This window comes from Nocardia tengchongensis, assembly GCF_054781395.1.
On record NZ_BAAGUM010000006.1, the window covers coordinates 551,298 to 576,588 of the forward strand.

Annotated in this window: 21 protein-coding genes; 7 read left to right on the forward strand and 14 right to left on the reverse strand. The window is 66.6% G+C overall.

Annotated elements, in window-relative coordinates; translation table 11 throughout:
- Positions 1 to 6 precede the first annotated feature (6 nt).
- From ACYVKL_RS13625 to ACYVKL_RS13650, 6 genes are all read right to left on the reverse strand, one after another.
- Positions 7 to 789 carry an MmyB family transcriptional regulator gene (locus tag ACYVKL_RS13625; protein ID WP_379162969.1) on the reverse strand — a complete coding sequence of 261 codons (783 nt, stop codon included), beginning with the start codon at positions 787 to 789 and terminating at the stop codon, positions 7 to 9.
- A gap of 202 nt (positions 790 to 991) precedes the next feature.
- Positions 992 to 2,671 (reverse strand): dipeptide ABC transporter ATP-binding protein, encoded by a 1,680-nt coding sequence (locus ACYVKL_RS13630; RefSeq protein ID WP_379162972.1) that lies wholly within the window; start codon positions 2,669 to 2,671, stop codon positions 992 to 994.
- Positions 2,668 to 3,561 carry an ABC transporter permease gene (locus ACYVKL_RS13635; protein ID WP_379165712.1) on the reverse strand — a complete coding sequence of 298 codons (894 nt, stop codon included), beginning with the start codon at positions 3,559 to 3,561 and terminating at the stop codon, positions 2,668 to 2,670. Before ACYVKL_RS13635 ends, ACYVKL_RS13630 begins: the two co-directional genes overlap by 4 nt.
- Before the next feature lie 356 nt (positions 3,562 to 3,917).
- Positions 3,918 to 4,877, reverse strand: coding sequence for an ABC transporter permease (locus ACYVKL_RS13640; protein WP_357191650.1), 960 nt, complete (start codon positions 4,875 to 4,877; stop codon positions 3,918 to 3,920).
- The gene (locus ACYVKL_RS13645; protein WP_379162975.1) at positions 4,874 to 6,460 is read right to left on the reverse strand and encodes an ABC transporter substrate-binding protein; all 1,587 of its coding nucleotides are present in this window, start codon (positions 6,458 to 6,460) and stop codon (positions 4,874 to 4,876) included. The genes ACYVKL_RS13640 and ACYVKL_RS13645 overlap by 4 nt, the downstream gene beginning before the upstream one ends.
- Positions 6,461 to 6,600: 140 nt before the next feature.
- Positions 6,601 to 6,837 carry a hypothetical protein gene (locus ACYVKL_RS13650; protein WP_379165835.1) on the reverse strand — a complete coding sequence of 79 codons (237 nt, stop codon included), beginning with the start codon at positions 6,835 to 6,837 and terminating at the stop codon, positions 6,601 to 6,603.
- Between ACYVKL_RS13650 and ACYVKL_RS13655 the strand changes: the two genes are divergently transcribed.
- Positions 6,742 to 8,910, forward strand: a complete 2,169-nt coding sequence (locus tag ACYVKL_RS13655) for an arylsulfatase (RefSeq protein WP_379165713.1) — start codon at positions 6,742 to 6,744, stop codon at positions 8,908 to 8,910. The genes ACYVKL_RS13650 and ACYVKL_RS13655 overlap by 96 nt on opposite strands.
- 398 nt (positions 8,911 to 9,308) lie before the next feature.
- Here ACYVKL_RS13655 and ACYVKL_RS13660 read toward each other — a convergent pair whose 3' ends face one another.
- Both ACYVKL_RS13660 and ACYVKL_RS13665 read right to left on the reverse strand, forming a co-directional pair.
- Positions 9,309 to 10,760, reverse strand: a complete 1,452-nt coding sequence (locus tag ACYVKL_RS13660) for an HNH endonuclease signature motif containing protein (RefSeq protein WP_379162978.1) — start codon at positions 10,758 to 10,760, stop codon at positions 9,309 to 9,311.
- 58 nt (positions 10,761 to 10,818) lie between these two features.
- A complete protein-coding gene (locus ACYVKL_RS13665; RefSeq protein WP_379162981.1) occupies positions 10,819 to 11,253 on the reverse strand; it encodes a YdeI/OmpD-associated family protein in 435 nt (144 codons plus the stop codon).
- A gap of 323 nt (positions 11,254 to 11,576) precedes the next feature.
- On the opposite strand from ACYVKL_RS13665, the gene ACYVKL_RS13670 reads away from it, so the two are divergent.
- The 6 genes from ACYVKL_RS13670 (at position 11,577) to ACYVKL_RS13695 (ending at position 19,115) form a co-directional block, all read left to right on the forward strand.
- On the forward strand, positions 11,577 to 15,308 hold the full coding sequence (locus ACYVKL_RS13670) for a nitrate reductase subunit alpha (protein ID WP_379162984.1): 3,732 nt from the start codon (positions 11,577 to 11,579) through the stop codon (positions 15,306 to 15,308).
- Positions 15,309 to 15,318: 10 nt separating this feature from the next.
- Complete coding sequence (gene narH, locus ACYVKL_RS13675; protein WP_379165714.1) at positions 15,319 to 17,034, forward strand: nitrate reductase subunit beta; 1,716 nt, start codon at positions 15,319 to 15,321, stop codon at positions 17,032 to 17,034.
- Positions 17,031 to 17,213: a hypothetical protein gene (locus tag ACYVKL_RS13680; RefSeq protein ID WP_379162987.1), complete on the forward strand. Its 183-nt coding sequence runs from the start codon at positions 17,031 to 17,033 to the stop codon at positions 17,211 to 17,213. Before narH ends, ACYVKL_RS13680 begins: the two co-directional genes overlap by 4 nt.
- Positions 17,210 to 17,890: a nitrate reductase molybdenum cofactor assembly chaperone gene (gene narJ / locus ACYVKL_RS13685; RefSeq protein ID WP_379162990.1), complete on the forward strand. Its 681-nt coding sequence runs from the start codon at positions 17,210 to 17,212 to the stop codon at positions 17,888 to 17,890. Before ACYVKL_RS13680 ends, narJ begins: the two co-directional genes overlap by 4 nt.
- Positions 17,887 to 18,621, forward strand: coding sequence for a respiratory nitrate reductase subunit gamma (gene narI / locus ACYVKL_RS13690; protein ID WP_379162993.1), 735 nt, complete (start codon positions 17,887 to 17,889; stop codon positions 18,619 to 18,621). The genes narJ and narI overlap by 4 nt, the downstream gene beginning before the upstream one ends.
- A gap of 257 nt (positions 18,622 to 18,878) precedes the next feature.
- Entirely contained in the window at positions 18,879 to 19,115 is a 237-nt protein-coding gene (locus ACYVKL_RS13695; RefSeq protein ID WP_379162996.1) for a hypothetical protein, read from the forward strand.
- On the opposite strand, the gene ACYVKL_RS13700 is transcribed toward ACYVKL_RS13695, so the two are convergent.
- The 6 genes from ACYVKL_RS13700 to ACYVKL_RS13725 all read right to left on the reverse strand — a co-directional run bounded on the left by ACYVKL_RS13700 (position 19,061) and on the right by ACYVKL_RS13725 (position 25,278).
- A complete protein-coding gene (locus ACYVKL_RS13700) occupies positions 19,061 to 19,711 on the reverse strand; it encodes a hypothetical protein (protein WP_379162999.1) in 651 nt (216 codons plus the stop codon). The genes ACYVKL_RS13695 and ACYVKL_RS13700 overlap by 55 nt on opposite strands.
- Positions 19,712 to 19,810: 99 nt before the next feature.
- A complete protein-coding gene (locus tag ACYVKL_RS13705; protein WP_379163002.1) occupies positions 19,811 to 21,346 on the reverse strand; it encodes an alkaline phosphatase family protein in 1,536 nt (511 codons plus the stop codon).
- A gap of 154 nt (positions 21,347 to 21,500) precedes the next feature.
- Positions 21,501 to 22,850: an acyltransferase family protein gene (locus ACYVKL_RS13710; RefSeq protein ID WP_379163005.1), complete on the reverse strand. Its 1,350-nt coding sequence runs from the start codon at positions 22,848 to 22,850 to the stop codon at positions 21,501 to 21,503.
- A complete protein-coding gene (locus tag ACYVKL_RS13715) occupies positions 22,847 to 23,755 on the reverse strand; it encodes an SGNH/GDSL hydrolase family protein (protein ID WP_379163008.1) in 909 nt (302 codons plus the stop codon). Before ACYVKL_RS13715 ends, ACYVKL_RS13710 begins: the two co-directional genes overlap by 4 nt.
- 37 nt (positions 23,756 to 23,792) lie before the next feature.
- Entirely contained in the window at positions 23,793 to 24,185 is a 393-nt protein-coding gene (locus tag ACYVKL_RS13720) for a hypothetical protein (protein WP_213559775.1), read from the reverse strand.
- 175 nt (positions 24,186 to 24,360) lie between these two features.
- Positions 24,361 to 25,278, reverse strand: a complete 918-nt coding sequence (locus ACYVKL_RS13725) for an SGNH/GDSL hydrolase family protein (protein WP_213559774.1) — start codon at positions 25,276 to 25,278, stop codon at positions 24,361 to 24,363.
- Positions 25,279 to 25,291: the final 13 nt, after the last annotated feature.

Consider the following 25,291-nt stretch of genomic DNA (forward strand, 5'->3'; position numbering starts at 1 on the left):
GCAGGGTCAGCCGGGCAATCCGAGAATCGTCAGCAGTTGTCCCGGATAGGACGCGCCGTCGATCCGCCCGGTCTGGGCGAAAACCCGGCGGCGGGCGCCGGTCACCGGATTGCGCATATGGAGGGTGAAGACGTGCGGCGCGAACTCCACGCCGCCCTCGGACCAGGCGTGCCGGAAATTCGGGAATTCCCCGAGTTCCCGGATGAGGTCAGCGAATCCGTCGGCATTACCCGACCGGCCGATCAATCCGCGCATCCAACGCGCGAGCAACCGGGCGTCGGACTCCCAGTTGACCATCACTTTGGTCGCCAGCTCATTGCCGAAGAACCAGCGCAGCATATTGCCGTGCTCGGACAGGCCCGGGAACGCGTCTTTCCAGCCGTCATTGGTGGCCAGCAGGTTGGCCCGGGTGTCCATCAGGGCGGCCATATTGGGGTTGTGCAGTTCCAGGGTCCGGGTCATCTCCGTTGTGACGGCCCGGCGCAGCTCCGCCACGGAGGGGAAGTCGCCTGCTCCCAGACCCGCGAGGTCGTCCAGCTGGCGGCGGTCCGCGGTGGAGAGCGGGACCAGCCGGTCCAGATAGCGGGTGAGCGCGGTGACCACTTCCCGGGTCGGGTTGCCGCGGTCGCCCTTCTCCAGATGCGTTGTGTAACTTGCGCTTACACCGGCGTTGAATGCCAGGCGTTCGCGGGAAACACCACGATTGTCACGCAGTCGCCGCAACAGGTTTCCGAAAGTGGGTGCTTCGAGTTCCTGAAAATCCTGTCCGCATACCGCTCTCGCGCCCACTGGTTCCCTCCTCAACGGAATCCCGGCGGCCCACCTTGCCTCCCCATGGAGGCAACGCCGAGATCTCCTTCTGGACGGATACTTACACAGATCCGGATACGAACTGGTCAGGGCGGCAAATCCAATCAGTATCTCCCGATACTCCTATTGGTATACCTTTCGGCGTCGCTCTGGATCTACGGCGGAGAGTGTGCTTTCGAACTTACCCCCGTGCCCCCGAAACCAGGGGCACTCGCGCGGAAACGTCCTCCGCCGGCCGAGAACGAGCCGGATCCGGGGCCGGAACGGCGTCGAGCAGGCGGCGCGTGTACTCCGCGTTCGGGGCCCGGAAGACGGTCTCGACCGGCCCGGATTCGACCATACGCCCTTCCCGCAGCACCAGCACCCGATCGGCCACCTGATGCACGACGGCGAGGTCGTGACTGATGAACAGGCAGGCAAATCCGTACTCGGCGCGCAGGTCCGCGAACAGCTCCAACACCCGTGCCTGCACGGAGACGTCCAGCGCGCTGGTGGGCTCGTCGGCCACCAGCAGGCGGGGCGCCAGGGCCAGCGCCCGGGCCAGCGCCACCCGTTGGCGTTGACCGCCGGACAATTCGCCCGGGCGACGGGTGGCGTAGTCGCGAGGCAACCGCACGGATTCGAGCAGGCCGCCGACCTTGGCGCGCAGCAGGGCGCCCGAGGCCACCCGGTGCACGCGCAGCGGCTCGCCGATCGAATCCTCCAGGGTGCGGCGCGGATCCAGTGAGGCGGTCACATCCTGATGCACCAGGGCCACGTGCTTACGCAGGCCACGCAGTTCACGCTGGGAGAGCCCGGTGAGTGGAACGCCCTGCAGCACCACCTCGCCCGCCGCGGCGGACACCAGACCGAGTGCGGTGCGGCCCAGAGTGCTCTTCCCCGAACCGGATTCCCCGACCAGGCCGATCACCTCGCGGGGCGCCAGGGTCAATGACACGTCTTGCAATGCTTGGAACTGCTTGCCGTGGCGGCGGTAGACCACCGAGAGATCGCGGATACGCAGTACCGGCTCGGGCTCGGTGACCGGCTCCCGCGATTCGGCGGGCGACGCGGGCTCCGAGGTCACCGCTTCGGCGGTGTCCTCCGGCAACTCTGGGACCGCGGCCAGCAGTTCTCGCGTGTACTGCTCGCGTGGATGCGCGAAAAGCTCGCGGACCGGCTGGGTTTCGACCAACTCCCCCGCGCGCATGACCACCACCCGGTCGGCGATGGCGGCGACCACGCCCAGGTTGTGGGTGATGAACAGGATCGCGGTGTTGTTGCGGCGCTGCAGGTCCTGGAGCAGGCGCAGGATTTCGGCCTGCACCGTGACGTCGAGGGCGGTGGTGGGCTCGTCGGCGATGAGCAGGTCCGGGTCGCCGGAAAGCGCCAGCGCGATGACCACCCGCTGTTTCTGACCGCCGGAAAGCTGGTGCGGATACCAGTCGACCCGCTTGTCCGGTTCCGGAATGTCGACCAGGCCGAGCAATTCGATGGCGCGGGCGCGGGCCTGCGCTCGACCGATCGGCCGGTGCGCACGCAGGGCCTCGATGATCTGACTGCCGATGCGACGCACCGGGTTCAGGGCGGTCTGCGGTTCCTGGAACACCATCGCGGCCCGGGTGCCGCGCAGCGGACGCAGGTCGTTGTCGGTGGCGCCGATGATCTCGGTGCCGTCGAGCCGGATCGATCCGGTGGCGGTCGCGCCGGCGGGCAACAACCCGAGCACGGCGCGGGCGGTGAGCGACTTGCCGGAGCCGGATTCGCCTACCAGCGCGACGGTTTCGCCGCGCGCCACCTGGACATCCACCCCGTGCACGACGGTGCGTGCCGCGAATCGCACGGCCAGGTCGCGAATGTCGAGCAGGGTCTCGCCGGTCATATCGCCCTCCGGGCACGGCCCAGAGCCTGGGCGATCAACAGGAATCCGAGGGTCAGCGCCGACACCACCAGCAGTGGGCCGACCGCCATGGCGGGATTGGCATCCAGATTGCGGGTGGACTCGGCGATGATCGACCCCAGTGACGGGTCCGGCGGCCGCACCCCGATGCCGATGAAGCTCATGGCGCTGTCCACGAAGACGGCCAGCGACAGCGACAACGCCAACTGCACCCCGAGCGGTTCGATCACGTTGGGCAGCACATGTTTACGCAGCGTCCACCCGGTGCTCGCACCGATCACGGTGGCGGCCTCCACGAACGGCTGTTCACGCACCGCCAGTACGGCCGTGCGGATCTGCCTGCCGAAGATGGGGATCTCCGCGGCGATGATCACGATGGCGACCGCGTGCGCGCCGGGCCCGGTGACCGCGGTGAGCGCGATCGCGAAGATCAGCGCCGGAAACGCCAGGATCAGGTCGAACACGCGCTGCGCCACCACATCCGCGACCGGATTGACGGTCGCCGCCAGCCCGACCACCGACCCCAGCGCCGCACCGGTGGGCACCGCCAGGAAGGCGATGAGCAGATCCACCCGAATCCCGTACAGCATGCGAGTGAACACATCACGGTTCAGATGATCGGTCCCAAGCCAATGCTCGCCGCTGGGCCCCAGCAGATTGGCCCCCGGAATCTGCTCCAGCGGGCCGTATTTCGTGAGCACGCCTGCGGCCAGCGCCGCGAGAGTGATCACCGCGATCAGCAGCAACCCGGCCAGCCCCTGCCCGTGCGCCAGCGCACGCAACCCGGAGCGCCGTGGATTCGACTCACGTACGGGCGTTTCCGCCGCCGCCTTGTCCCCAGCACCGGGCTCGGGTACGGCACCGCCGGGCAGCTCGGGCGCGGTCGCCGCGGCGGGCTCGGCCGCGGTCACACCACCCGATTCGGCCACCGTCACTGCGGGCTCCTCGGAAGCGGACACGCCAGGCAACTCGCCCACGGTCACATCGGTCGACTCGACCGTGGTCACCGCGAGCGGCTCAGCCGCAGTCACTACGGGCGGGTCAGCCGTGGTCGCGCCAGTCGGCTCGGCTGCGGTCGCGGTAGGCGGTTCTGTTGCGGTCGCGGTAGATGGTTCCGTTGCGGTGGTCGTGGACAGTTTTGTCGTGGTCCCCGCGAGTGGCCGGCCGGCGTCACCGCGAAGTTCGGACGCGGTGTCGGTGGACGGTTGGGTGGGGGCGATGAGATCGCTCATGCGCGGCCTCCGATGCGGATGCGGGGGTCGAGGTAGGCGTGGGCGATGTCGGTGGTCAGTTGGATGGTCACGAATACCGCTACAGAGAACAGGAGCAGGGCCTGGACCACGGGGTAGTCGCGGCGGTTGATGCCCTCTTCGATGAGGCGTCCGATGCCCGGCCAGGCGAAGGCGGCTTCCACCAGCACGGCGCCGCCCAGCAGGTTGCCGGTTTGGATGCCGAGGGTGGTGAGCATGGTGGGGAGCGCGTTGCGGAGGGCGTCGTGGGTGACGATGCGGCGGCGCGGGATACCCAGGGCGCGGGCGGTCAGGACGTAGGGCTTGGCGAGTTCGGTGCGTAGCGCCTCGGTGAGGAAGCGGGTCAGTGCGGCCGCCACCGGGAGGCCGAGGCAGGTCGCGGGTAGCAGCAGGTATTGGACAGCGATATCGGGGCGGGCGACGAACCCGTCCGGCGGCAGCCCGCCGGCGGGCAGGACGGGAATCGCGACGGCGAACACCAGCACCAGCAGGACGCCGGTGACGAATACCGGGATCGCGACGGTCACGGTGTTGGCGGCGGCCACGATCGCGTTGAGCCAGCGCCGATCCCACAGCACCGACGACACCGACACCACCAGGCTGACGGTGACCGCCAGCAGCAGCGCCGCCCCCGCGAGAATCAGCGTGTTGGACAGGCCGCGGCCGATGAGATCGGAGATCTGGCCGCCGATCAGGTAGGAGCGCCCCAGGTCCCCGGTCACCACGCCGCGCAGCCAGGACAGGTATTGCGCCGGAATGGATCGGTCCAATCCGAGTTGATGCCGGATGGCCGCAACGGTTTCCGGTGAGGCGTCGGCTCCGGCGAGGATGGTCGCCGGGTCGCCGGGTACCAGCCGCAGCAGCAGGAAGATCAGGACCGAGGCCCCGAACAGCACCGCCAGCGCGGACGGCACCCGGCGCAGCAGGTAGGCGGTCATGCCAGGAACGCTTCGGTCAATGCCAGTTCGCGGCGCTTGGTCCAGTTGAAGCCGTGCAGTTTCCGCGTCGCCGAGCCCTGCGAGTATCGGACGCCGATCTCGATGAGGAACAGGCTGTCCAGCAGCTGATCGCTCAACGCCTGGTAGGCGCGGACGGCTTCGGGGCCGGTGCTCTGCGGCAGCTGCCAGGCGGCGTCGGCGGCGGCCACGTAGGCGGGGGATTCGAAGTGGGAGGCGTTCTTCCGGGCGTTGAACGGGTAGGCGCTGACCGTGAGGGTGGACGGCACGAACTGCGCCCACGAGTGGTCGGTGATCCACAGGCCCGGGAACTGTGCGCCGATCAGCTGTTTGACGAAGGTGGCGTTGTCGGTGGGCGTGAGTTCCACCTCGATGCCGACCTCGGCGAGGTTGGCCTGCACGATCTGCGCGGTCGCCTCGTACGCGGACAGGGCGGTGTTGTAGCTGAGCGGAATCTTCGGCGGCTTCGGCAACTGGGCGAGGATCTGCTTGGCCTTGGCCACATCTCGCGAGTACCGGGTGTTGCGGGCGGCGTCGAAGGCGGGAGAGTTCTTGGGCCACGGCAGGTTCGCGGCGTAGCCGGCGCCGCGGAACACCTCGGCGATGATGCGCTCCCGATCGACGGCGTAGGCGATGGCCTGCCGCAGCCGCACGTCCGACAGCACCGGGTCCGCGACGTTCGCGCCGACGTAGATCTCGATCTCGGCGCCTTCGTAGGTGATGACGCGGTAGCCGTCGGTCTTGGCGAGGTTCTCGTTGTCGCGGTAGGTGACGCCGTCGGCGAGATGGATCTGCCCGGTCTTGAGGGCGTTCAGCTGCGCCTGATTGTCGGGGATGATGGTGATCTCGACGCGGTCCAGGTAGGGGCGGTCCGGCACCCAGTAGTTCGGGTTCTTCTCGAACACCAACTGCTGGTTGGGGATTCGCTGTGTGAACCGGAACGGGCCGGTGCCGACGATCTTCTCTCCGGTGCCGAGCTGATCGATCGATTCACTGTCGAGGATCGGCACCGTGTCGAGCAGGTCGAACAGGTTGCTGAGCGGGTGTGCGAGGGTCAGCGTGACGCGGTGCGGGTCGCTGCTGTCGATGCCGGTGACCGCGGCGGCCGTGCTCTTGAGCTGCCCCGACCATTTGGGGTCGGCGTAGGTGCGCAGCGAGAACTCCACATCCTTGGAGGTGAAGGGCCGTCCGCTGTGGAATTTCACGTCGTCGCGCAGGTCCAGGGTGATGGACTTGCCGTCGGGTGCGACGATCCAGCTCTTGGCGAGCAGCGGCTGCGGTTCGAACTTGTCGTGCGGGTACCGCACCAGGGTTTCGAAGACCAGGCCGACCACGTACGGCGTGCTGCCGGTATTGGTGAGCAGGTTGGCGGGGACGAGGTCCAGGAGCACGCCGTACTTCAGGGTTCCGCCGCGCACGGGTTGCGCGTTGTCGTCGCCGCCACGCTGCTGGCTCACCGCCGAGGTGCAGGCGGCCAGCGCCCCGCCACCGAAGATCGCCAGGGCGGCGACGGCCGAACCGCGCAGGAAGTTACGGCGGTGGAGATCGCCGGGGGACGAATTCATGGGGAAATCCTCGAGTGTGGACCGGGCCTGGATTGTGTGCGGCGACGCTATCCGCGGATGCATGACGGATCACCGGTTGCACGCAGCCAGAGTGAAACCCTGGCCTCCGGCCGGGCCTGCGGCCTTTGCTGGGGAGCATGTCAGTCCCCGACAATGCCCGTGGTTATGAGAGTTTCGCCGGTGAGATCGGCCGCACCACCGCCGATTCCACGCCGGAATGGCAGTATCCGCCGGTCGCGCCGGCCGGTGCGCCCAATGTCGTCGTGGTGCTGGTCGACGATATGGGCTTCAGCGATATCGGCCCCTTCGGATCGGAGATCGAGACGCCGGTCCTGGATCGGCTGGCCGCGAATGGATTGCGGCTCACCAACTTCCACACCACGCCACTGTGCTCACCGTCCCGGGCCGCGCTGCTGACCGGAATCAATTCCCACCGTGCGGGTTTCGGATTCGTCGCCAATGCCGATCCCGGCTACCCGGGACTGCGATTGGAGCTGGCCGACGATGTGCTGACACTTCCGGAAATACTGCGCGCCAACGGTTATGCCACGTACGCGGTCGGCAAATGGCATCTGGTGCGTGATGCCACGCTGCACCCTGCGGCATCACGTGATTCGTGGCCGACGCAGCGCGGATTCGACCGGTATTACGGCTCTTTGGAGGGGTTGAACTCCTTCTACTACCCGAATCAACTCGTCTCGGACAACTCACCGGTGGATATCGAGGAGTATCCGGAGGGGTACTACCTCACCGACGATTACACCGATCGCGCGGTCGGTTACCTCAAAGAACTGCGCGCTCACGACGCGAACAAGCCGTTCTTCCTGTACTTCGCGCACACCGCGATGCACGGGCCGTTGCAGGCCAAGCCGGAGGATCAGGCCAAGTATCGCGGGAAGTACCGGGAGGGCTGGGATCGCCTGCGGCAGAGCCGGTTCGCCTCCCAGCTCGCGCAGGGATTGTTCCCACCCGGAACACAACAGAAGCCGCGCAACACCGAACCGGGTTACGAAGCGCAGGAATGGGATTCGCTGACCGATGAGCAGCGGTCACGGTTCGAGCGCTACATGGAGGTGTACGCCGGCATGGTCGACAGCATCGACCAGAGCCTGGGCCGCATCGTCGACACCCTCGAACAGTTCGGGGAGCTGGACAACACCATCATCGTGTTCACCTCCGACAACGGCGGCACCGCGGAGGGCGGACCGGAAGGCACCCGCACCTATTTCGCGCAGTTCGCGCAGGTCGATGAGCCCGACTGGGAACGCGACGTCCCGCACGACGACGAGCTGATCGGCACCGCCAAGCTCGGTGTCCACTATCCGCGCGGGTGGGGGCAGGCCTCGAATACGCCGTTCCGGTTCTACAAAGGGCAGACCTTCGCGGGCGGGGTCCGGGTGCCGTTCGTGCTGTCCTGGCCGCGGGGGCTGCCGCGCGCGGAGAGCGACAGCGGTGTCCGGCAGGAGTACGTCTACATCACCGACCTGGCTCCGACATTGCTGGAGTTGATCGGACTGGATCGGCCGTCCGTGCGTAATGGGTTGCCTGCCAAGGAGTTCGACGGTGTCTCCGCCACTGACGTGTTGCACGATTCGTCCGCCGTCTCCCGGCACGTGGAGCAGTACTCGGAAATGACCGGGCACCGTGGCTTCTATCGTGACGGGTGGAAGCTGCTCGCTCTGCACGAGCCCGAGCGGGGGATCGACGATCCGCGTTGGCAGCTCTTCGATGTTCGGACCGATCCGACGGAGCTGCACGATCTGGCTGGGCAGCTGCCGGACAAGGTGGCTGAGCTTTCCGCTGCTTGGGACGAAGCTGCTTGGCATAACACGGTTTTTCCGTTGTTGACTCGGCAGGATCTGGCTCGGCGGCGGCCTGAGGAAGCTCGGTTGGGTGAGGCGGTTCGGATTCTTCCCGGTACTCCTACGCTGGAGCGTTATCGGTCGCAGCGGCTCATCGCTTATCGCGATTTCAGTATTGTCGTCGAGCTGGGTGGGTATCGGTGGGGTGATGAGGGGGTGCTGGTTGCCCATGGGGATCCGCTCGGTGGGTACATCTTGTACGTCGAGGATGGGCGATTGATCTTCGGGTACAACGCGTATGGGCGATACGTGACTGTGGATGCTGGTGAGATTCCTGGCGGTAGTGAGGTTCTCACCGTGGCTGCGCGTGTTCGGCCGCGGTTGCGGTGGGATTTTGCTATCGGGATCGATGGGGTTGAGGCTGGGGCGTTGTTGGATCAGGTGCAGTTGGTAGGGATGTCGCCGTGGACCGGGATCTCGGTGGGGCTTGATGCTCGGGGGCCGGTGTCGTGGGAGCTGCGGGAGCGGTGGGGGGCGTTTCGGTATAGCGGTGAGTTGAAGGCTGTTACGTATCGGCCTGGAGCCGTTGGGGTTTCCGAGGAGGCTCAGCGGGCGTTGGATTCTGAAGCGGAGTTGATTGCGGAGTAAGGGAGCAAAAGCCGAAAAGGCCAAGACTAAAAGAGGACTAAAAGATAAAAGACGCCTGGAGAAGGGAGAGGGGCTGGCTGGCTGGGGAGGCTCACTCACCTACCAGCCCCATTGCGGCTCGGCCGTGGATCGGCCCGGTGTGGGGTACAAGCACTCTGAAGTTGTCGAGGTACACGCACCGTGAGGTGTGCTGGGAGGGAAGGGTTGGGGGTCGTCTCGAGTCCTCGAGTCTTTGGTCTTTGGGTCTTTGTCTCGAGAAGGTGATCCGTGCAGTCCGTGGGCCGGGATCGGCGGGCACGGCTCCCGGCTCGGCGTCAGCCCAGGTGCGGTAGGGCAGGCAAGGCGACCACACTCTATGTAGTTTTGCGCACGCCAGCAGGATACGAGCAGCACTGGTTTCACGCTGCCCGTGAGCGCCACTTTCGGCAACTCGAATCGATCGCAGCCGCGATCGACTGCCCGACGTGATGACGATCGTTCACGCGCGGTGTGCCGGTGGGGTCAACACTCTTCGGTGCAATCCACCCGGTGCGGCCTCGATGGGGTGAGTCCTTGCCCATGACAACGGTTTTCCACCCATCGGGGCCATCGTTGATCAACGCGTGGCAGTGATCGCATGCCAAGGTCAGGTTGTTGATGTCTGTGGGACCGCCTTTTGCCCAATCATTCACGTGGTGGGCGGCGCACATCGAAGCGGGTTGTTCGCAACCCGGACGGGTACATCCCTTATCGCGGGCCAGCAAGGCGAGGCGTTGGGCGCGGTTGGCGGTGCGGCGGGACCGCTGCAGGTACAGCGGCATCCCGTCGCCATCGAGAACCGCGATCACCGGGTGGGTTCCCTCGGCCATCTTCAGCGCCTCGTTGATCGAGATCTGGGTACCGGTGTTGGTGGTGGCCACCCCGGTCCCGTTCTCGAGGTCGGTCAGGCTCATAGTGAGAACGACCTCGACCGGCAGCCCACGGTGCATGCCCAGTGCGCGCATGTTCACCCCCGGCTGCACGAGCGCCATCAGCGCGTCGTGGGTGCGCTGCCCCACATCACGCCGGTCACGGCGCGCGGCAGCGTCGAGGACGCTGTCGGCGATGAACCCACCACTGGCGGTGGGGCTTTCAGCATCTTCGACGTTGCACATGCCGGGCCGGGCGAGCTTGGCGAACACCGCATCCAGGCATGCCCGCAGTTCGGGAGTGATCCAGCCTTCGATCCGCGACATGCCATCCAGCCCGGGACGGCACAGGGTGATCCCACGACGACGCCGACGGTCGGCATCGGAGACCATCTTCCCGTCCGGATCCAGGCGGGCGAGGATGTCGCGGCCGATCTTGGGCAGATCATCCGGCCAGCCTTCACGCGAGTAGTCGACGAGAATTTCCTCGGCTTCTGCGCGTGCTTCGGCAGGGATGTCGGTCGGGAGGTGGTCCATGACGTCCATGATGTTGCGGACGTGATCCCGTGAAATCTCCCCGGCAGCAAAGGCTTCCGCCATCACCGGCAAAGTCGCCGGACGCAGGTGCCCTGAGGGCTCGAAGAACTCTCCGCAGTGATGGGTCACCTTCACACGCAGGGCCGCGTCGTACCGCGAAAGTCCGAGGGTGTGCCGCAGGAACGGCACCATCTTCCCGGCCCCAGAACGCGCATGCAGTGAACGCTCTCCAGCTTCGACAATCAGGCGCGTATCCAGTGCGGCCAGTTGCCTTTTGCAGCCTTCGAGCTGCTGCATCAACGCCACGACATCCTCATCGGAGAACTGGGCCATCGTCGCGTTCTGAACGGAGTCCGAAAGGGTCGAGACCGCGGCCGCCAGTTCAGCGATACCGCAGTCGTCGAGTGTCACCCCATTCGAACCCATGTGCTAATTCTACGCCCGCACACCGAGCCTGGGAACCCGAAATGTCCGTTCTACCTTACTATTTCAACGAATATACAACCTTTTCTATTCTGCGAGAACGTGTTTCGGTCTTCTTGGCCTCGACAACGCCCGTGACATACTCCCGACGGCGCGTGTACGAGAGCTCGTCGAAAGCCGCACGAACCCCTCCGGCAGCCAAAGCGACCGCCAGGTCTTCAGGCACAGCGACCGTGCGTTCGCCGGTATCCCGGACGACGGTCACCTCGACCCGGTCTCCAGGCCCCTTGCCGAGTTCGGCGCGGATGGCCTTCAGAAGTCCGAGACACGGGCCGGCGCCCATGTTGGCGATGGACCCTCGATAGGGAATCCCGTCGAAAGTGGCCTGGACTGGGATTCGTCCGCCGCCACCGAGCGCGGTGATGATATCGGCGGGGACGGGAATGTAGGCACCGCCGCCGGTGGCGGCTTCGATGACGCCGTCGAATCGATGCATGGCTGCACGATATAGCGATCATCCAGCTACCCAAAGGTGTGTTAACAAATATTAAGTAAGCGAGAACCAACCGTTTCGGAAGCTTCACCGCCGCTGGTCCGAAACACCTTCGCGGGTACATGTTTCAGCGGCGATGGAAGGGTTTTCCCAGGTCGAGCCCCAGGGGTGTGACCTCGGCCGCTACCCCTCAGTGACCGGGACATTGCGGCGATCTCACAGCTCACAATTCGGTGTCGAGCATTGTGAGCAAACCGTTTTGATGCCTCCCCGAACGTCCCTACAGTCGAGCCAGCAGCCCGGTTTTCCAGCTCGAAGGGGGCGTTATGACCATCTCGCAGAACGGACACTCGTCCGCCGATGCGCTGCTTCGACTGGGGAAGTATTTCAACCGCGGCGAAGTGTCCGGCGACATGCGCACCCTGCACAAGGTGGGTGGGCGTGAGGCCGACGAGTTCTATCGCGACCGGTGGTCCCACGACAAGGTGGTGCGGTCCACGCACGGCGTGAACTGCACGGGCTCCTGCTCCTGGAAGATCTACGTCAAGGACGGGGTCATCACCTGGGAGTCGCAGCAGACCGACTATCCGAGCGTCGGCGCCGACAAGCCGGAGTACGAACCGCGCGGGTGTCCGCGTGGCGCGTCGTTCTCCTGGTACACCTACTCCCCCGCCCGAATCCGCTACCCGTACGTGCGCGGCACGCTGCTGGAGCTGTATCGCGCGGCCAAGGAGCGGCTGAAAGACCCTGTGCTCGCGTGGGAGTCCATCGTCGAGGACGCCGACAAGGCCAAGTCCTACAAGTCCGCGCGCGGTAAGGGCGGTTTCGTCCGTGCCGAGTGGTGGGAGGCCGCCGAGATCGCCGCGGCCGCGCACGTGCACACCATCAAGAAGTACGGCCCGGACCGGGTGGCGGGCTTCTCTCCCATCCCGGCCATGTCGATGGTCTCGCATGCGGTCGGCGCGCGCTTCATCTCGCTGATCGGCGGCTCGATGCTGTCGTTCTACGACTGGTACGCCGACCTGCCCGTGGCCTCCCCGCAGGTGTTCGGTGATCAGACCGACGTGCCGGAGTCCGCCGACTGGTTCGACGCCGGATACCTGATCATGTGGGGCTCCAACGTTCCGGTGACCCGTACCCCGGACGCGCACTACATGACCGAGGCCCGGTACCGCGGCCAGAAGGTCGTGGTGGTCTCCCCCGACTACGCCGACAACACCAAGTTCGCCGACGAGTGGGTTCCGGCCCGCCCGGGCACGGACGCCGCGCTGGCCATGGCCATGGGGCACGTGGTGCTGCGAGAGTTCTTCCTGGACAAGCAGACTCCCTACTTCAACGACTACGTCAAGCGGTTCACCGACCTGCCGTACCTGGTGGCGCTGGACGAGCACGACGGCGGCTGGAACACCGACGGTGACTACAGCGGCCACACCTTCACCCCGGGCAAGTTCCTCACCGCGGCCGATCTCGGCCACACCGGTGAGGGCGTCGAGCACCAGACCGTCCTGCTGGACGCCGACGGTGTTCCGCAGGTGCCCAACGGCTCCCTCGGCCACCGCTTCACCGAAGCCGGCAAGGGACGCTGGAACCTGGATTTGGGGGACACCGACCCCCTGCTGACCCTGTACGGCCGCACCGATGATGTTGCAGCCGTACAGTTCCCCCGCTTCGACGGGCTCACCGCGGGCAGCGATGCGGCTGTCCTCACCCGCGGCGTGCCGACCACCGTCATCGCGGGTCGACGAGTGACGACGGTGTTCGATCTCCTGCTGGCGCAGTACGGCGTCGGACGGTCCGGCCTGCCCGGCAATTGGCCGACCGGCTACGACGACGCGACTCAGCCGTACACTCCCGCCTGGCAGGAGTCGATCACCGGCGTCCCCGCCCAACAGGCCGAACGTCTCGGCCGCGAATTCGCCGACAACGCCGAACGTTCCAAGGGCCGGTCCATGATCCTCATGGGCGCGGGCACCAACCACTGGTTCCACAGCGACCAGATCTACCGGTCCTTCTTCACCCTGACGCTGCTCACCGGCTGCCAGGGCGTGAACGGCGGCGGCTGGGCCCATTACGTGGGCCAGGAGAAGTGCCGCCCTGTGACCGGTTGGGCCACACTGGCTTTCGCCTCCGACTGGCAGCGGCCGCCGCGCCAGATGCAGGGCACCGTGTTCTGGTACCTGGCCAACAACCAGTGGCGCTACGACCCGTTCACCAGCGAATCGTTCGCCTCGCCGCTGAGCAAGGGCACCTTCGCCGGGCGCACCGCGGCCGACAACATCGCGCTCGCTACGCGTTTGGGCTGGATGCCGTCCTACCCGACGCTCAACCGCAACCCCCTCGACCTGGTGGACGACGCCGAGGCAGCGGGCAAAACGCCCGCCGACTATGTGGTGGACGGTCTCAGGTCCGGTGATCTGCGGTTCGCCTGCGAGGATCCCGACGCGACCGAGAACTTCCCGCGCGTGCTCACCGTGTGGCGGGCCAACCTGCTCGGCTCCTCCGGCAAGGGCAACGAGTACTTCCACAAGCATCTGCTCGGTGCGGATTCCAACCTGCAGACCGGTGAGGCCACCGGCATCCGCCCGCAGGAACTGGAATGGCGCGACGAGGCCGCCACCGGCAAGCTGGACCTGCTGATGTCGCTGGACTTCCGCATGACCTCCACCACACTGTTCTCCGACATCGTGTTCCCGGCAGCCACCTGGTACGAGAAGCACGACCTGTCCTCCACCGACATGCACCCGTTCGTGCACGCCTTCACCCCGGCCATCTCCCCGCCGTGGGAGGCCAAGACCGACTTCGAGGTGTTCCACCGCATCGCCCGCGGCTTCTCGTGGCTGGCGGAAAAGCATCTCGGCGTGCGCAAAGACCTGGTCGCGATGCCGTTGCAGCACGACTCGGCCGACGCGCTGGCGCAGGCCGGTGGACGCGTACTGGACTGGAAATACGGCGAATGCGAACCTGTTCCGGGTATCACGATGCCGAAACTCGTTGTCGTCGAACGCGACTACCCGAAGGTCGCGGAGAAGATGGCCGCGCTCGGTCCGCTGGTGGAAACTCTGGGACTCACCACCAAGGGTGTCACCACAATTCCCGACGCCGAGGTAGATTACCTGCGCGGCGTGAACGGCACGGTGGTTTCCGGTGTCGCGCAGGGCCGTCCGTCTCTGGCCAAGGACACCCACGCGGCCGAGGCGATCCTGGCACTGTCCGGCACCACGAACGGCCGGCTCGCGGTGGAAGGGTTCCACGCGCTCGAAGAGCGCACCGGAACCGAGCTGGCCGATCTGGCTGCCGAGCACGAGGGTAAGCGAATCACCTTCGCCGACACGCAGGCCCGGCCCGTTCCGGTGATCACCTCACCGGAATGGTCCGGGAGCGAGACCGGCGGACGCCGGTACTCCCCGTTCACCATCAATGTCGAGCGGTCCAAGCCCTGGCACACCCTCACCGGACGCCAGCACTTCTACCTCGACCACGACTGGATGATGGAGCTCGGCGAGCAGCTGCCCATCTACCGGCCGCCGCTGGACATGTCGGCGCTGTTCGCCGAACCGGGTATCGGCAATGTCGATGGCAACGGGATGACCGTTCGGTATTTGACGCCGCACTCGAAGTGGTCCATCCACTCCGCCTATCAGGACAATCTGCACATGCTGACGCTTTCGCGTGGCGGGCAGGCGATCTGGATGTCGGACGTCGACGCCAAGAAGATCGGTGTCGCCGACAACGACTGGATCGAGGCGATCAACCGCAACGGCATCGTGGTGGCGCGCGCCATCGTCTCGCACCGCATGCCCGAGGGCACCGTCTTCATGTATCACGCCCAGGACCGCGCGGTGAACGTCCCGCGCATCGAGGGCGCCGAGAACACCAAGGTCGGCAAGGGCAAGCGCGGTGGTATCCACAACGCGCTCACCCGGATCATGATCAAGCCCTCGCATCTCATCGGTGGCTACGCGCAGCAGTCGTTCGCGCTGAACTACCACGGCCCCACCGGAAATCAGCGCGACGAAGTCACCACGATTCGTAAGCGCTCGCAGGAAGTGGAGTACTGATATGCGCGTCATGGCTCAGCTCGCCATGGTCATGAACCTGGACAAGTGCATCGGCTGCCACACCTGCAGCGTCACCTGCAAGCAGGCCTGGACCAACCGCTCCGGCACCGAGTACGTGTGGTTCAACAATGTGGAAACCCGTCCGGGACAGGGTTATCCGCGGCGTTACGAGGACCAGGAGAAGTGGAAGGGCGGATGGGTCCGCGACAAGCGGCGCCGGCTGACCCTGAAGTCCGGTTCGCGGATGAAGCGGCTGCTCAACATCTTCGCCAACCCGGACCTGCCCACCGTGTCGGACTACTACGACCCGTGGAGTTACGACTACGAGAACCTGCTCTCGGCCCCGAAGATGGACACCACCCCGGTGGCGCGGCCCAAGTCGCTGATCACCGGTGAGGACACCGATGTCACCTGGGGCGCGAACTGGGACGACTCGCTGGGCTCGGGACCCGAGCAGGTCGGCAAGGATCCGTTGCTGGCCAAGCTGTCCGATCAGGTGAAACTGGAGTTCGAAGAGACCTTCATGTTCTACCTGCCGCGCATCTGCGAGCACTGCCTCAACCCGTCCTGCGCGGCCGCCTGCCCCTCCGGCGCGATCTACAAGCGCGCCGAGGACGGCATCGTGCTCGTCGATCAGGACAAGTGCCGCGGCTGGCGGCAGTGCGTCACCGCCTGCCCGTACAAGAAGATCTACTTCAACCACAAGACGGGCAAAGCGGAGAAATGTACTTTCTGCTACCCGCGCGTGGAGGTCGGCATCCCGACCGTGTGCTCGGAAACCTGTGTGGGACGGCTGCGCTACATCGGCGTCATGCTCTACGACGCCGACAAGGTGCTCGAGGCCGCCTCGGTGGAGAACGACCAGGACCTCTACCCGGCGCAGCTGGGCGTGTTCCTCAACCCGCACGACCCGCGCGTCATCGCCGAGGCCGAGCGGGCCGGGATCTCCCCGGAATGGATTGCCGCCGCGCAGGATTCACCGGTCTACAAGCTGATCGTGGACTACCAGATCGCGCTGCCGCTGCACCCGGAATACCGCACCATGCCGATGGTCTGGTACGTGCCGCCGCTGTCCCCGGTGGTCGACACCCTCACCCAGACCGGCCACGACGGCGAGAACCACAACAACCTGTTCGGCGCCATCGACGCGCTGCGAATTCCGTTGGAGTACTTGGCCGAACTGTTCACCGCCGGTGAGATCGGCCCGGTCCGGGCCGCGCTGCAACGGCTCGCGGGCATGCGGTCGTTCATGCGCTCGATCAACCTGGGCCAGGAGCCCGACCTGTCCATCCCGGACGCGGTCGGCCTGGAACCCGAGGAGATCGAGGCCATGTACCGGCTGCTCGCCATCGCCAAGTACGAGCACCGCTACGTGATCCCCTCCGGCGCGACTTCCAAGGCGCACGAACTGGATTCGCTCGCCACCGGCTGCTCGCTGGACACCGACGGCGGACCCGGCATGACGGCCTTCGACTACATGGCCGAGAAGTTCCACCTGACCGATACCAACGGTGCTGCCGCGCCCGAACAGAAATCCAACCGGATCAACCTGCTCAACTGGGACGGCAAGAGCACCAGCGGGCTGGTGCCCACTTCCGCCAACGGCAACGGCGCCGTCGGTAATGGCAACGGAGCCAATGGAAATGGGCACCACTCCCCCGCGCCCGAACCCGAGCCGGTCGGCGTCGAGTCGATCGAGCCCGAACCGACGGGGGCGGCGCGATGAGCCGGTGGAACCTGCGGCGGCGCACCGAACCCGCCATCGCCCCCGTCGATCCCCAGCAGCGCCTGGACTGGCGGATCGACGCGCTGGCGCTGGACTACCCGCATCCACGCACCCGCGCCCTGATCGACGCCGACGCCACCGACACCGCCGCCCCGGAAGCCACCGGAGCGACGCGATGAGCTTGCTGAAACTGCGGCGCCGGCCCGAACCGGCCGTCGCCCTGAGCGATCGCGACCGGCGGCTGGTATGGCGGCTGGGTGCGCTGCTGCTCGACTACCCGAACACGCAGACCCTGGCCATGCTCGACGAACTCGACGCCGCCACAGCAGAATTGCCGGATTCGGTGCGTCCGCTGCTGGCCGGGTTCCTCGCGCACCTGCGCGACGGCGACCCGATCGCGCTGGCCCAGGAGTACGTCGAGACCTTCGACATGCGCCGCCGGGCCAGCCTGCACCTGACCTTCTACGCCTACGGGGACACCCGCAAGCGCGGGATGGCGCTGCTGCGTTTCAAGCACGCCTACCGCCACGCCGGTGTCGAACTCGGCGACGAGGAACTGCCCGACCACTTGCCCGTGCTGCTCGAATTCGCCGCCACCGTCGACCCCATCGGCGGCGAACGACTGCTGGGCGAACACGTCCCGGTGCTGGAACTGCTGCGGTTGTCGCTTTCCGACAGCGGATCTCCTTACGCCGGGGTGCTGGCGTCGGTGGTGGCGACCCTGCCACCGGTCACCACCGCCGACCGCCGGCGCATCGCCGAACTCGCCGCCCAGGGCCCGCCGGAGGAGGAGGTCGGCCTCGACCCCTTCGCCATGGACCCGCTCGCCTTCTCCGGATCGGAGGCCCGCCGATGAGCTCCGTGCTCTGGCTGATGCTGCCCTACATCGCCTTCACCTCCTTCGTGCTGGGCCACCTGTACCGCTACCGCACCGACCAATTCGGCTGGACCACACGGTCTTCGCAGATCTACGAGTCGCGGCTGCTGAAGCTGGGCAGCCCGCTGTTCCACTTCGGCATGCTCGGGGTGATCGGCGGGCATGTGATGGGCGTGCTGATCCCGGAGTCGTGGACCAATGCGATCGGCATCTCCGAGGAGGCGTACCACCTGGTCGCGGTCTCCGCGGGATCCGTTGCGGGACTGGCGGTCATCATCGGCGTCGCCATCCTGGCCTACCGCCGGATCACCGTCTCCGCGGTCCGGCAGGCCACCACGGTCAACGACAAGGTCATGTACGTCCTGCTGACCGCGGCCCTGGTCACCGGCCTGCTCAACACCTGGGGTAGCAACCTGCTGTGGGGCACCTACAACTACCGCGAGACCGTGTCACCGTGGTTCCGCAGCATCTTCACGGGGCACCCCGAACCGGACCTCATGGTCGGCACGCCCTGGACCTTCCAGCTACACGGCCTGGTCGTGCTCGCGCTCATCGGCTTCTGGCCCTACACCCGCCTGGTGCACATGTTCTCCGCACCGGTCGGCTACCTGGTCCGTCCGTACGTGGTCTACCGCAGCAAGCCCGACAAGTCCGCCGACAAGAAGCGCTATTCCAAGGCCTGGGAAACCCCGGTCATTCCGCGCCGCTGAGATACCCGGCGTTCATCGATTAGTCGATGGCGCCCGGTTTCGGCCGCTGTTATCGTTCGGCCCGGCCTACCTCGGCTACGCCTTCTACCTCGCCTTCCTCTTCGACGGCGACTCCTACCTGATCTTCTTCCAGGCATTCATCCTGCCGGTCGTGATGGTGGTGAATTTCTTCCGCACTCGCACGCCGAAACCAAAACTGACCGACACGCAGCAGGCCTGGCGCGAATATCAGAAGTCAGCCGGGCGACAATAGCCGGATGCTATCGAAAAATTTCGAGCCCGAGCGGGTCACGCCGCAGGAAACGCCCTGCCCCGACTGCGGTGAACGCCGGGTCCTGGTAGGCGGCAGCATGGATATGTATCTGGTCCGGCGCAATGGCGGGCGGCCCCTGTCGGACCTGCTCGCCCTGCTCTGCATCGGCTGCGGGCGGGTGTTCTTCTACGCTGACCGGCTCGACAGGGTGCGAGCGGCGATGAACTCCATGACGTCCTGAGTGCCGGGCTGGTCCCGCAGGCGGCCCAGGGCCGCGTCCAGGCGGGGATCCGGGCCGTGGTCGGCGAGCAGGACGACGATCGCCTCCCAGGCGTCGAGGCCCGGTTTCGGCAGGGCCAGTAGCTCTTCCAGATAGCTGTCCGGTTCGAGCAGGCGCAGGGCGCGGCGGGCGTGGGCGTGCACGCGGCGGGGCAGCTCGGCGCGGATGGCCTCGATGTCCTCCGGCTGGACGTGGCCGGGCTGGTACGGGTCCAGCCGCAGCGACCACAGGTCGCCGGATTCGGCGGGCAGGCCCTCGCCGGGGAGCAGGCCGGGACCGGTGGCCACCTCGACGGCGAGCGGGCGCAGGCCGCGGCGCTCGGTGCGCCACATCTGGAATTCCTGCCAGGCGGCCGGAGTCGCCCACGCGCCCAGGCCGAATCGCAGCACCTGTTGCCCACCGGTGAAGGTCCGGAACGTGCGCGTCCGCGCGATGGTGGCGACACCGTCGGGCAGCACGCGCGTCCAGGTGGGCTCGGCTCCGTCGAAACCGTACGGCTGCAGCAACTTCCCCGTGTCGCGCATCAAGCGGCGCAGTGCCGATTCCGGTTTCACCATCCCCGCAGATTAGCGGTGGGAGCCGACAGGATCCCGGACCTCCGCCATCCGCCCAGGACGCGGCGCGTCGCAATGACACGCCGCGCCCCGGGCCAGATGTCAGTGGCCGGAATAGATGTCGTTCACCGTGCCCGCGTAGCGGTCGTTATTGGTGAGCGGTTGCAGACCCAGCGCGGTGTCGATGGTGCGCAGCAGACCGTACTGGTCGGTGCGCTGGGAGCTGGTGTACCCGGCCTTCACCGTGTTCTGCGAGCCGAGCACGATGGTCGGAACGCGGTTCGGGTACAGCGGGCCGAACGCCTTGACCGTGCCCTCGTCGAAGGTCACGATCAGCAGGGAGCGCTGCGTCTTCCACGCCGGCGAGTTCAGAATCGTCGGCAGCGTGGCGCTGAGCCACTGGTCGCCCGAGGCGACGCCGCAGCCCTCCATGTTGTGGCATTCATTGGCCGCGAACCACACGAAATTCGGTGTGGTGGCGGCGGATTGCAGGTCCGTCGTCATCTGGGTGAGCGGCTGCAGGTGCGCCGCACAGTAGGCCGGATCCGACTTCATGTTCTGGAAGTACAGGAACGGCAGGTCGTCCTGGTAGTACTGGCCGTGCGCGGTCTGATCGCAGTTGCCGTTGGCCTCCTCGGCGTAACCCTTCCAGGTCTTGCCCGCGGCGTCGACGCTGTTGCCGATGTGGCGCGCGTTCAGGGTCGTGGTGGTCACGCTGTTGTCGACCAGCCCGTACAGTCCGCCCGCCGCCAGCGCCACGTAGTTCGGGTCGCTGGGATGCGTGGTGGCGAAGGACTGGCTCAACGTCGCGCCCTGCGGCCGCAGGCCATTGATGTAGGGGGCCTGCGAATTTCCGATGATGCCGCTGATGCCGTCGTAGTCCTGGTTCTCCAGGTAGACCATGAAGACGTGGTCGTAGCCCGGCACCGTGGTGGTGGACTGGCTCAGCGACGGCGCGGGCAGGGAGGCGCCGATGGTGAACGACAGGTTGTCGGCGTAGCCGTCGGTGGTGTCGCCGTCGGTCCAGGTGAAGTCCACCGCGACCCGCACCGAGCGGGTGCCCTTGGGCAGGGTGCCCTTCGCATCACGCTGCAGCAGTTCGGTTTTGAAGCCGCGGTCGATGCTGCTGACGCTGCCGGCGTCGGCCGAGCCGATCTTGGAACGCGACCCGTCGAGGAAGGACACGGTCAGGCCGGCCTTGTCCATCTGCGCGCCGTAGCCGCCCAGCCAGCCGTTGAGGTCGAAGCTCACGCCACCCTGATCGATGGCCGCGGCCGCGCCGGAGATGTCGATCCACTGATCCATCTCGGAGCTGCCGGTACCGCCGCCGGTGAAGAACTTGGCGCCGCGGTTGGACGGTCCGGTCGAGGACGCTGAGGGCCAACCGGATTGGCCGTAGCACACCGCGTTCGGCTCGCCCTTGCCGACGTTCCAGCCGGGCAGCGTCATGCCGTCGAGCCCGCGCGGCGAGCACTGCGCCACCGCTTCGGCATCGCCGTCCACGATCAGGTTCGGGCTGGTGACCGCGGCGTCCGCCGCGATCGGGGCGACGGCCGAGCCGCCCAGGATGGACAGTGCGGCCGCCGCGGAGAGCGCGAAGGCCCTGCCGAGGTGCTTTCCAACGCCGTTGTGGCGCATATGTGTTCCTTACGGGGTCGTTACAAATGCGCCCCAAATGGAACATGTTTCAGATGTCGCGGTGCCTGCCCGGCAGTGGCCGGGCGATGAACGCGAACCGCCTATTGGACGTAGGTCCAATAGGCGGAAGCGGTTGTGCGACAGTCGAAGCCGGTTACTGTGCGGCTACCTTGACGGCCTTCTTCTTCGAGCGGGCGAAGTTCTTCATGATCGGCAGGTCCACCCAGTGGTAGAGCGCCGCGGCGAGCACCGTCGAGACCACCAGGCTCAGCACCGAGAAGCCCGCCCAGCCGACGACGCCGAACTCCTTGCCGCCGATCAGATGCCGGGTGATCACGACCATGACCGGGAACTGGATCAGGTAGAAGGCGAAGGAGATATTGCCCAGCCACACCATGCGGGGGTGGGAGTTGACCTTGCCGATGCCGTGCAGGTCACGGTTCGCCATGGTGGCGACCACCGCGGTCATCGGAGCCAGCATCAGCACCGACATCTTGTAGTTCACCGGCACCACCCAGGTCGCCGCGTACGCGACGGTCAGGGCGAGCAGCGGCCACGTCAGATTGGTGTTGCGCCACTTGCCCTCGAGCACCATGCGCGCGGCCAGCACGCCGAGGAAGAACTCCGGCAGCCGCGACAGCGGGAAGGTGTAGCTCAGCCAATACGACAGCGACACCGGGATGTTCGCCTGCTGGAACCACGCCGGGGAGGCGTGCAGCTCGTAGTACGGCGAGGTGGTGCCCGGCACCAGCCGCGGCGCGAAGGCGTTGGCGATGCCCTTGGGACCGTCGAAGAACAGGAAGTACGAGGTGTGCAGGGCCGCGATGCCCAGCAGCAGCACCGCCGCCGCCAGCACCAGCCGGTGCGTCGGGATCTTCATGATCAGCGGCAGCACCAGCGGGAAGCTCAGGTAGAACAGCATTTCCGCGGCCAGCGACCAGGACGGCACGTTCAGGCCGCCGACCGTGGTCCAGTTCGGCACGTAGGTGTGCACCAGCAGCAGGTTCGGCACCCATACGATCGCGCGGTGCAGCGGCACGCTCGCCACCACGATGAACGCCGCGGCCGCCAGCAGATGTGTCGGGTAGATCTTCAGCACGCGACGGCGATAGAACGCGCTCTTCGCCATGCCCGGCCGGAACGACCAGTAGATGATGAAGCCCGACAACACGAAGAAGAAGGTGACGCCCGCGGCGCCCAGCTGCATCGGCACCCAGGCGTGGATGTTGCGGAACATCTCCGACTTCTGGAACGGGTACACCGGCAGGAACACCAGCGCGTGCAGCAGGAACACCGCGAACGCCGCCCACCAGCGAGCACCCGTCAGCGACGGCAGCGGCGGGCGCTGCCGCGCGGCCCGCTCGATGACGGATTCGACGGTCTCGGCGGGCGCGGCGGTCCGGGTGGCGTGCACCGGCTGGATCAACTCCGTGGGGAACGACTCCACCGCCAGGGCGGTGGAGTCCTCCCGCGTGCCGGGCACGACTTCGGGTGGACGGGTCATCGGACGTACCTCTCGTGCAGGGCGTTGGCAATCACGGCGTCGCCCTGCGGAGCCGGATGGAACGGCAGACCGGCGACATTGACTTTCGGGTCGAACACGCCGTTGACCCACTGGTCCGGCGTGCACAGGCCGTGCCCGCGGGTGAGCGAGCGGCTGTCGAGGTACTCGATGTGCAACAGAGCGGCGGCTTCCCGCTGGGCCAGGTCGAAACGGTCGAGGTAGTCGACGACCGTACGACCGCGGGGCTGGCCGATCTCCACGCCGGCGATATCGAAGCAGATCGCGTCCTGGCCGGGCGAGAACAACTCCGGGTAGCCGACGATCACGATGCGTGCGTTGGGAGCGTAATAACGGACGTAGGCGACGACCTTGGCGATCCGGGCCGCGTACTCCGGACCGGTCACGTTCTTCGGGTCGGCCATCCGGCCGTCGGCCACCGCGTCGGGACCGCAGCCGCCGGCCGGATCGTAGAAGCAGCTCTGCATCGAGTCCCACGGCGACTTCGAGGAGTCGCCCCAGACGTCGTTGAGACCGAACTGCAGGGTCACCAACTTCGTCTTCGGACCGAACGCGCCCGCCTTGTCGGCGTTGCTCGCCTGAACCTTCAGGATGTAGCCGTTCCCGGTGTCGATCGACGCACCCGGGCACGACTGGTTCCACACCTGGTCGTCGCCCTGCAGGCCCAGCTGGGCCTGCAACTGCGCCGGCCACGCGGTGTCACCGTGCTGGCACTTCTTGTTGTCCTGCGACAGCGGGTCCCATCCGTTCGCCGTGAACGAATCACCCAGAATGACCAGCTCTTTGCCTTGCGGAGCCGAATCCGCCTGTGCCCCCGAAGTTCCCGCCATGGCCGCGGTGACTGCCAGCACCGCGGCGCACAGCCACCGTCCGTTGTTTCCCGACACGTGCTATCTCCGTTGTTTCAGAACCCGCGCGCGTTCGTCAGTAGCCTGCGCGGGGCTCGAAGCCGGGAGCGTCCAGGGTCGGCGGGGCCGGCTTGGCCGGCGCGGGTGCCGGAGCCTCGACCTTGGGGGCGACCGGCTGCGGCGCGGCCTGCTGCGGCGCCGGGGCCTCCGGTGCGGCGGCGGGTGCGGGAGCCGGGGCCTCGACCTTGGGGGCCTCGGTGGCGGCCGGCGGGGCGGCGGGCGCGGGGGCCGCGCTGCTCGCGGGAGCGGCGGTGGTGCTCGCCGGGGCCACCGCCGAGGTGGTGGTCGGGGCGGGCGAGTCGGCGGCCTTGTCGCTGCCACACGCAGCGAGCCCACCGATGATCAGGACGGAGCCGATGGCGGCCACGGTGGCGCGCGCGGTCGACTTGCCGGTGATGCGGATGTTCATGTTGAAACCCTCGTATCGCAAATTGAACTGCGGATTTTTCACTTTTGCGCGGAGTGTACAAGAGGCTGCGAGAGCTGCGACAAGAGTTCGGCAAACTGCAAAACCCCTGCGCAACCAGCAGACTCGACGAGTAGCTACCGGCGGTCAAACCACCGGAAGCTGGTTGTGCACACGGTCAGTGACCGTAGCGGTCGTAGATGGCACGGGCGACCACGGTGTCACCCTGGGTGGATGGATGGAAGAACAGACCGTCCAGATCTGTCCGGGGGTCGAACACACCGTTCAGCCACGGCTGCGACGAGCAGAGGCCGTGACCTGCGGTGAGCCCGCGGGCATCGAGGAACTCGATCCCGAGTAGTTGGGCGGCTTCCCGCTCCGCCTTGTCGATGCGGTCGAAGTACTCGACCACCGCGCGACCGCGCGACTGGATGAACGGCGCGACGCCGACGATGCTCAGGCAGACCGTGCTGGAACCCGGCGTGAACAGCTCCGGATAGCCGACCAGGACGATCTTCGCGTTCGGCGCGTAGTACTTGATGTAGGTGATCGCATTGGTCATGCGCTTGGCCATCAGCGCACCGGAGACCCCGTTGTAGTCGGGGAACCGATCCTCGTCGATGGCCTCGGGGTCACAGCCGAGCGGCAGGTTGAACACGCACTTCTGCAACGACCCCCACAGCGTCTGGTCGTTCTTGCCCCACTTGTCGTTCAGGCTGAACTGCAGCGTCACCAGTTTGGTCTTGGGACCGAACGCGCCTTCCTTGTCGGCCTTCTGCGCCTGCTGGGCCATGGTCCAGCCCGGGCCGCTGTCGATCGACGAACCCGGGCAGGACGGGTCCGACACCCGGTCGGTCCCGTGCACGCCCATCAGCTCGGCCAGCTGCACCGGCCAGGCGGTCCTGCCATGACGCTGACAGGTGTTGTCGCCGTCCATGAAGTCCCAGGCGTTCGCCGAGAACGAATCACCCAGTGTCACAAGCTCTCTGCCCTCGGCGCCCGGATCGGCGCCGGCGGGGGTCACACTCATCGCGGAGACCGAGGCCGCCACCGCGACGACGGCAGCACACAGCCACCGTCCATTCTTGCCCAGCAACTGACTAGTCCAG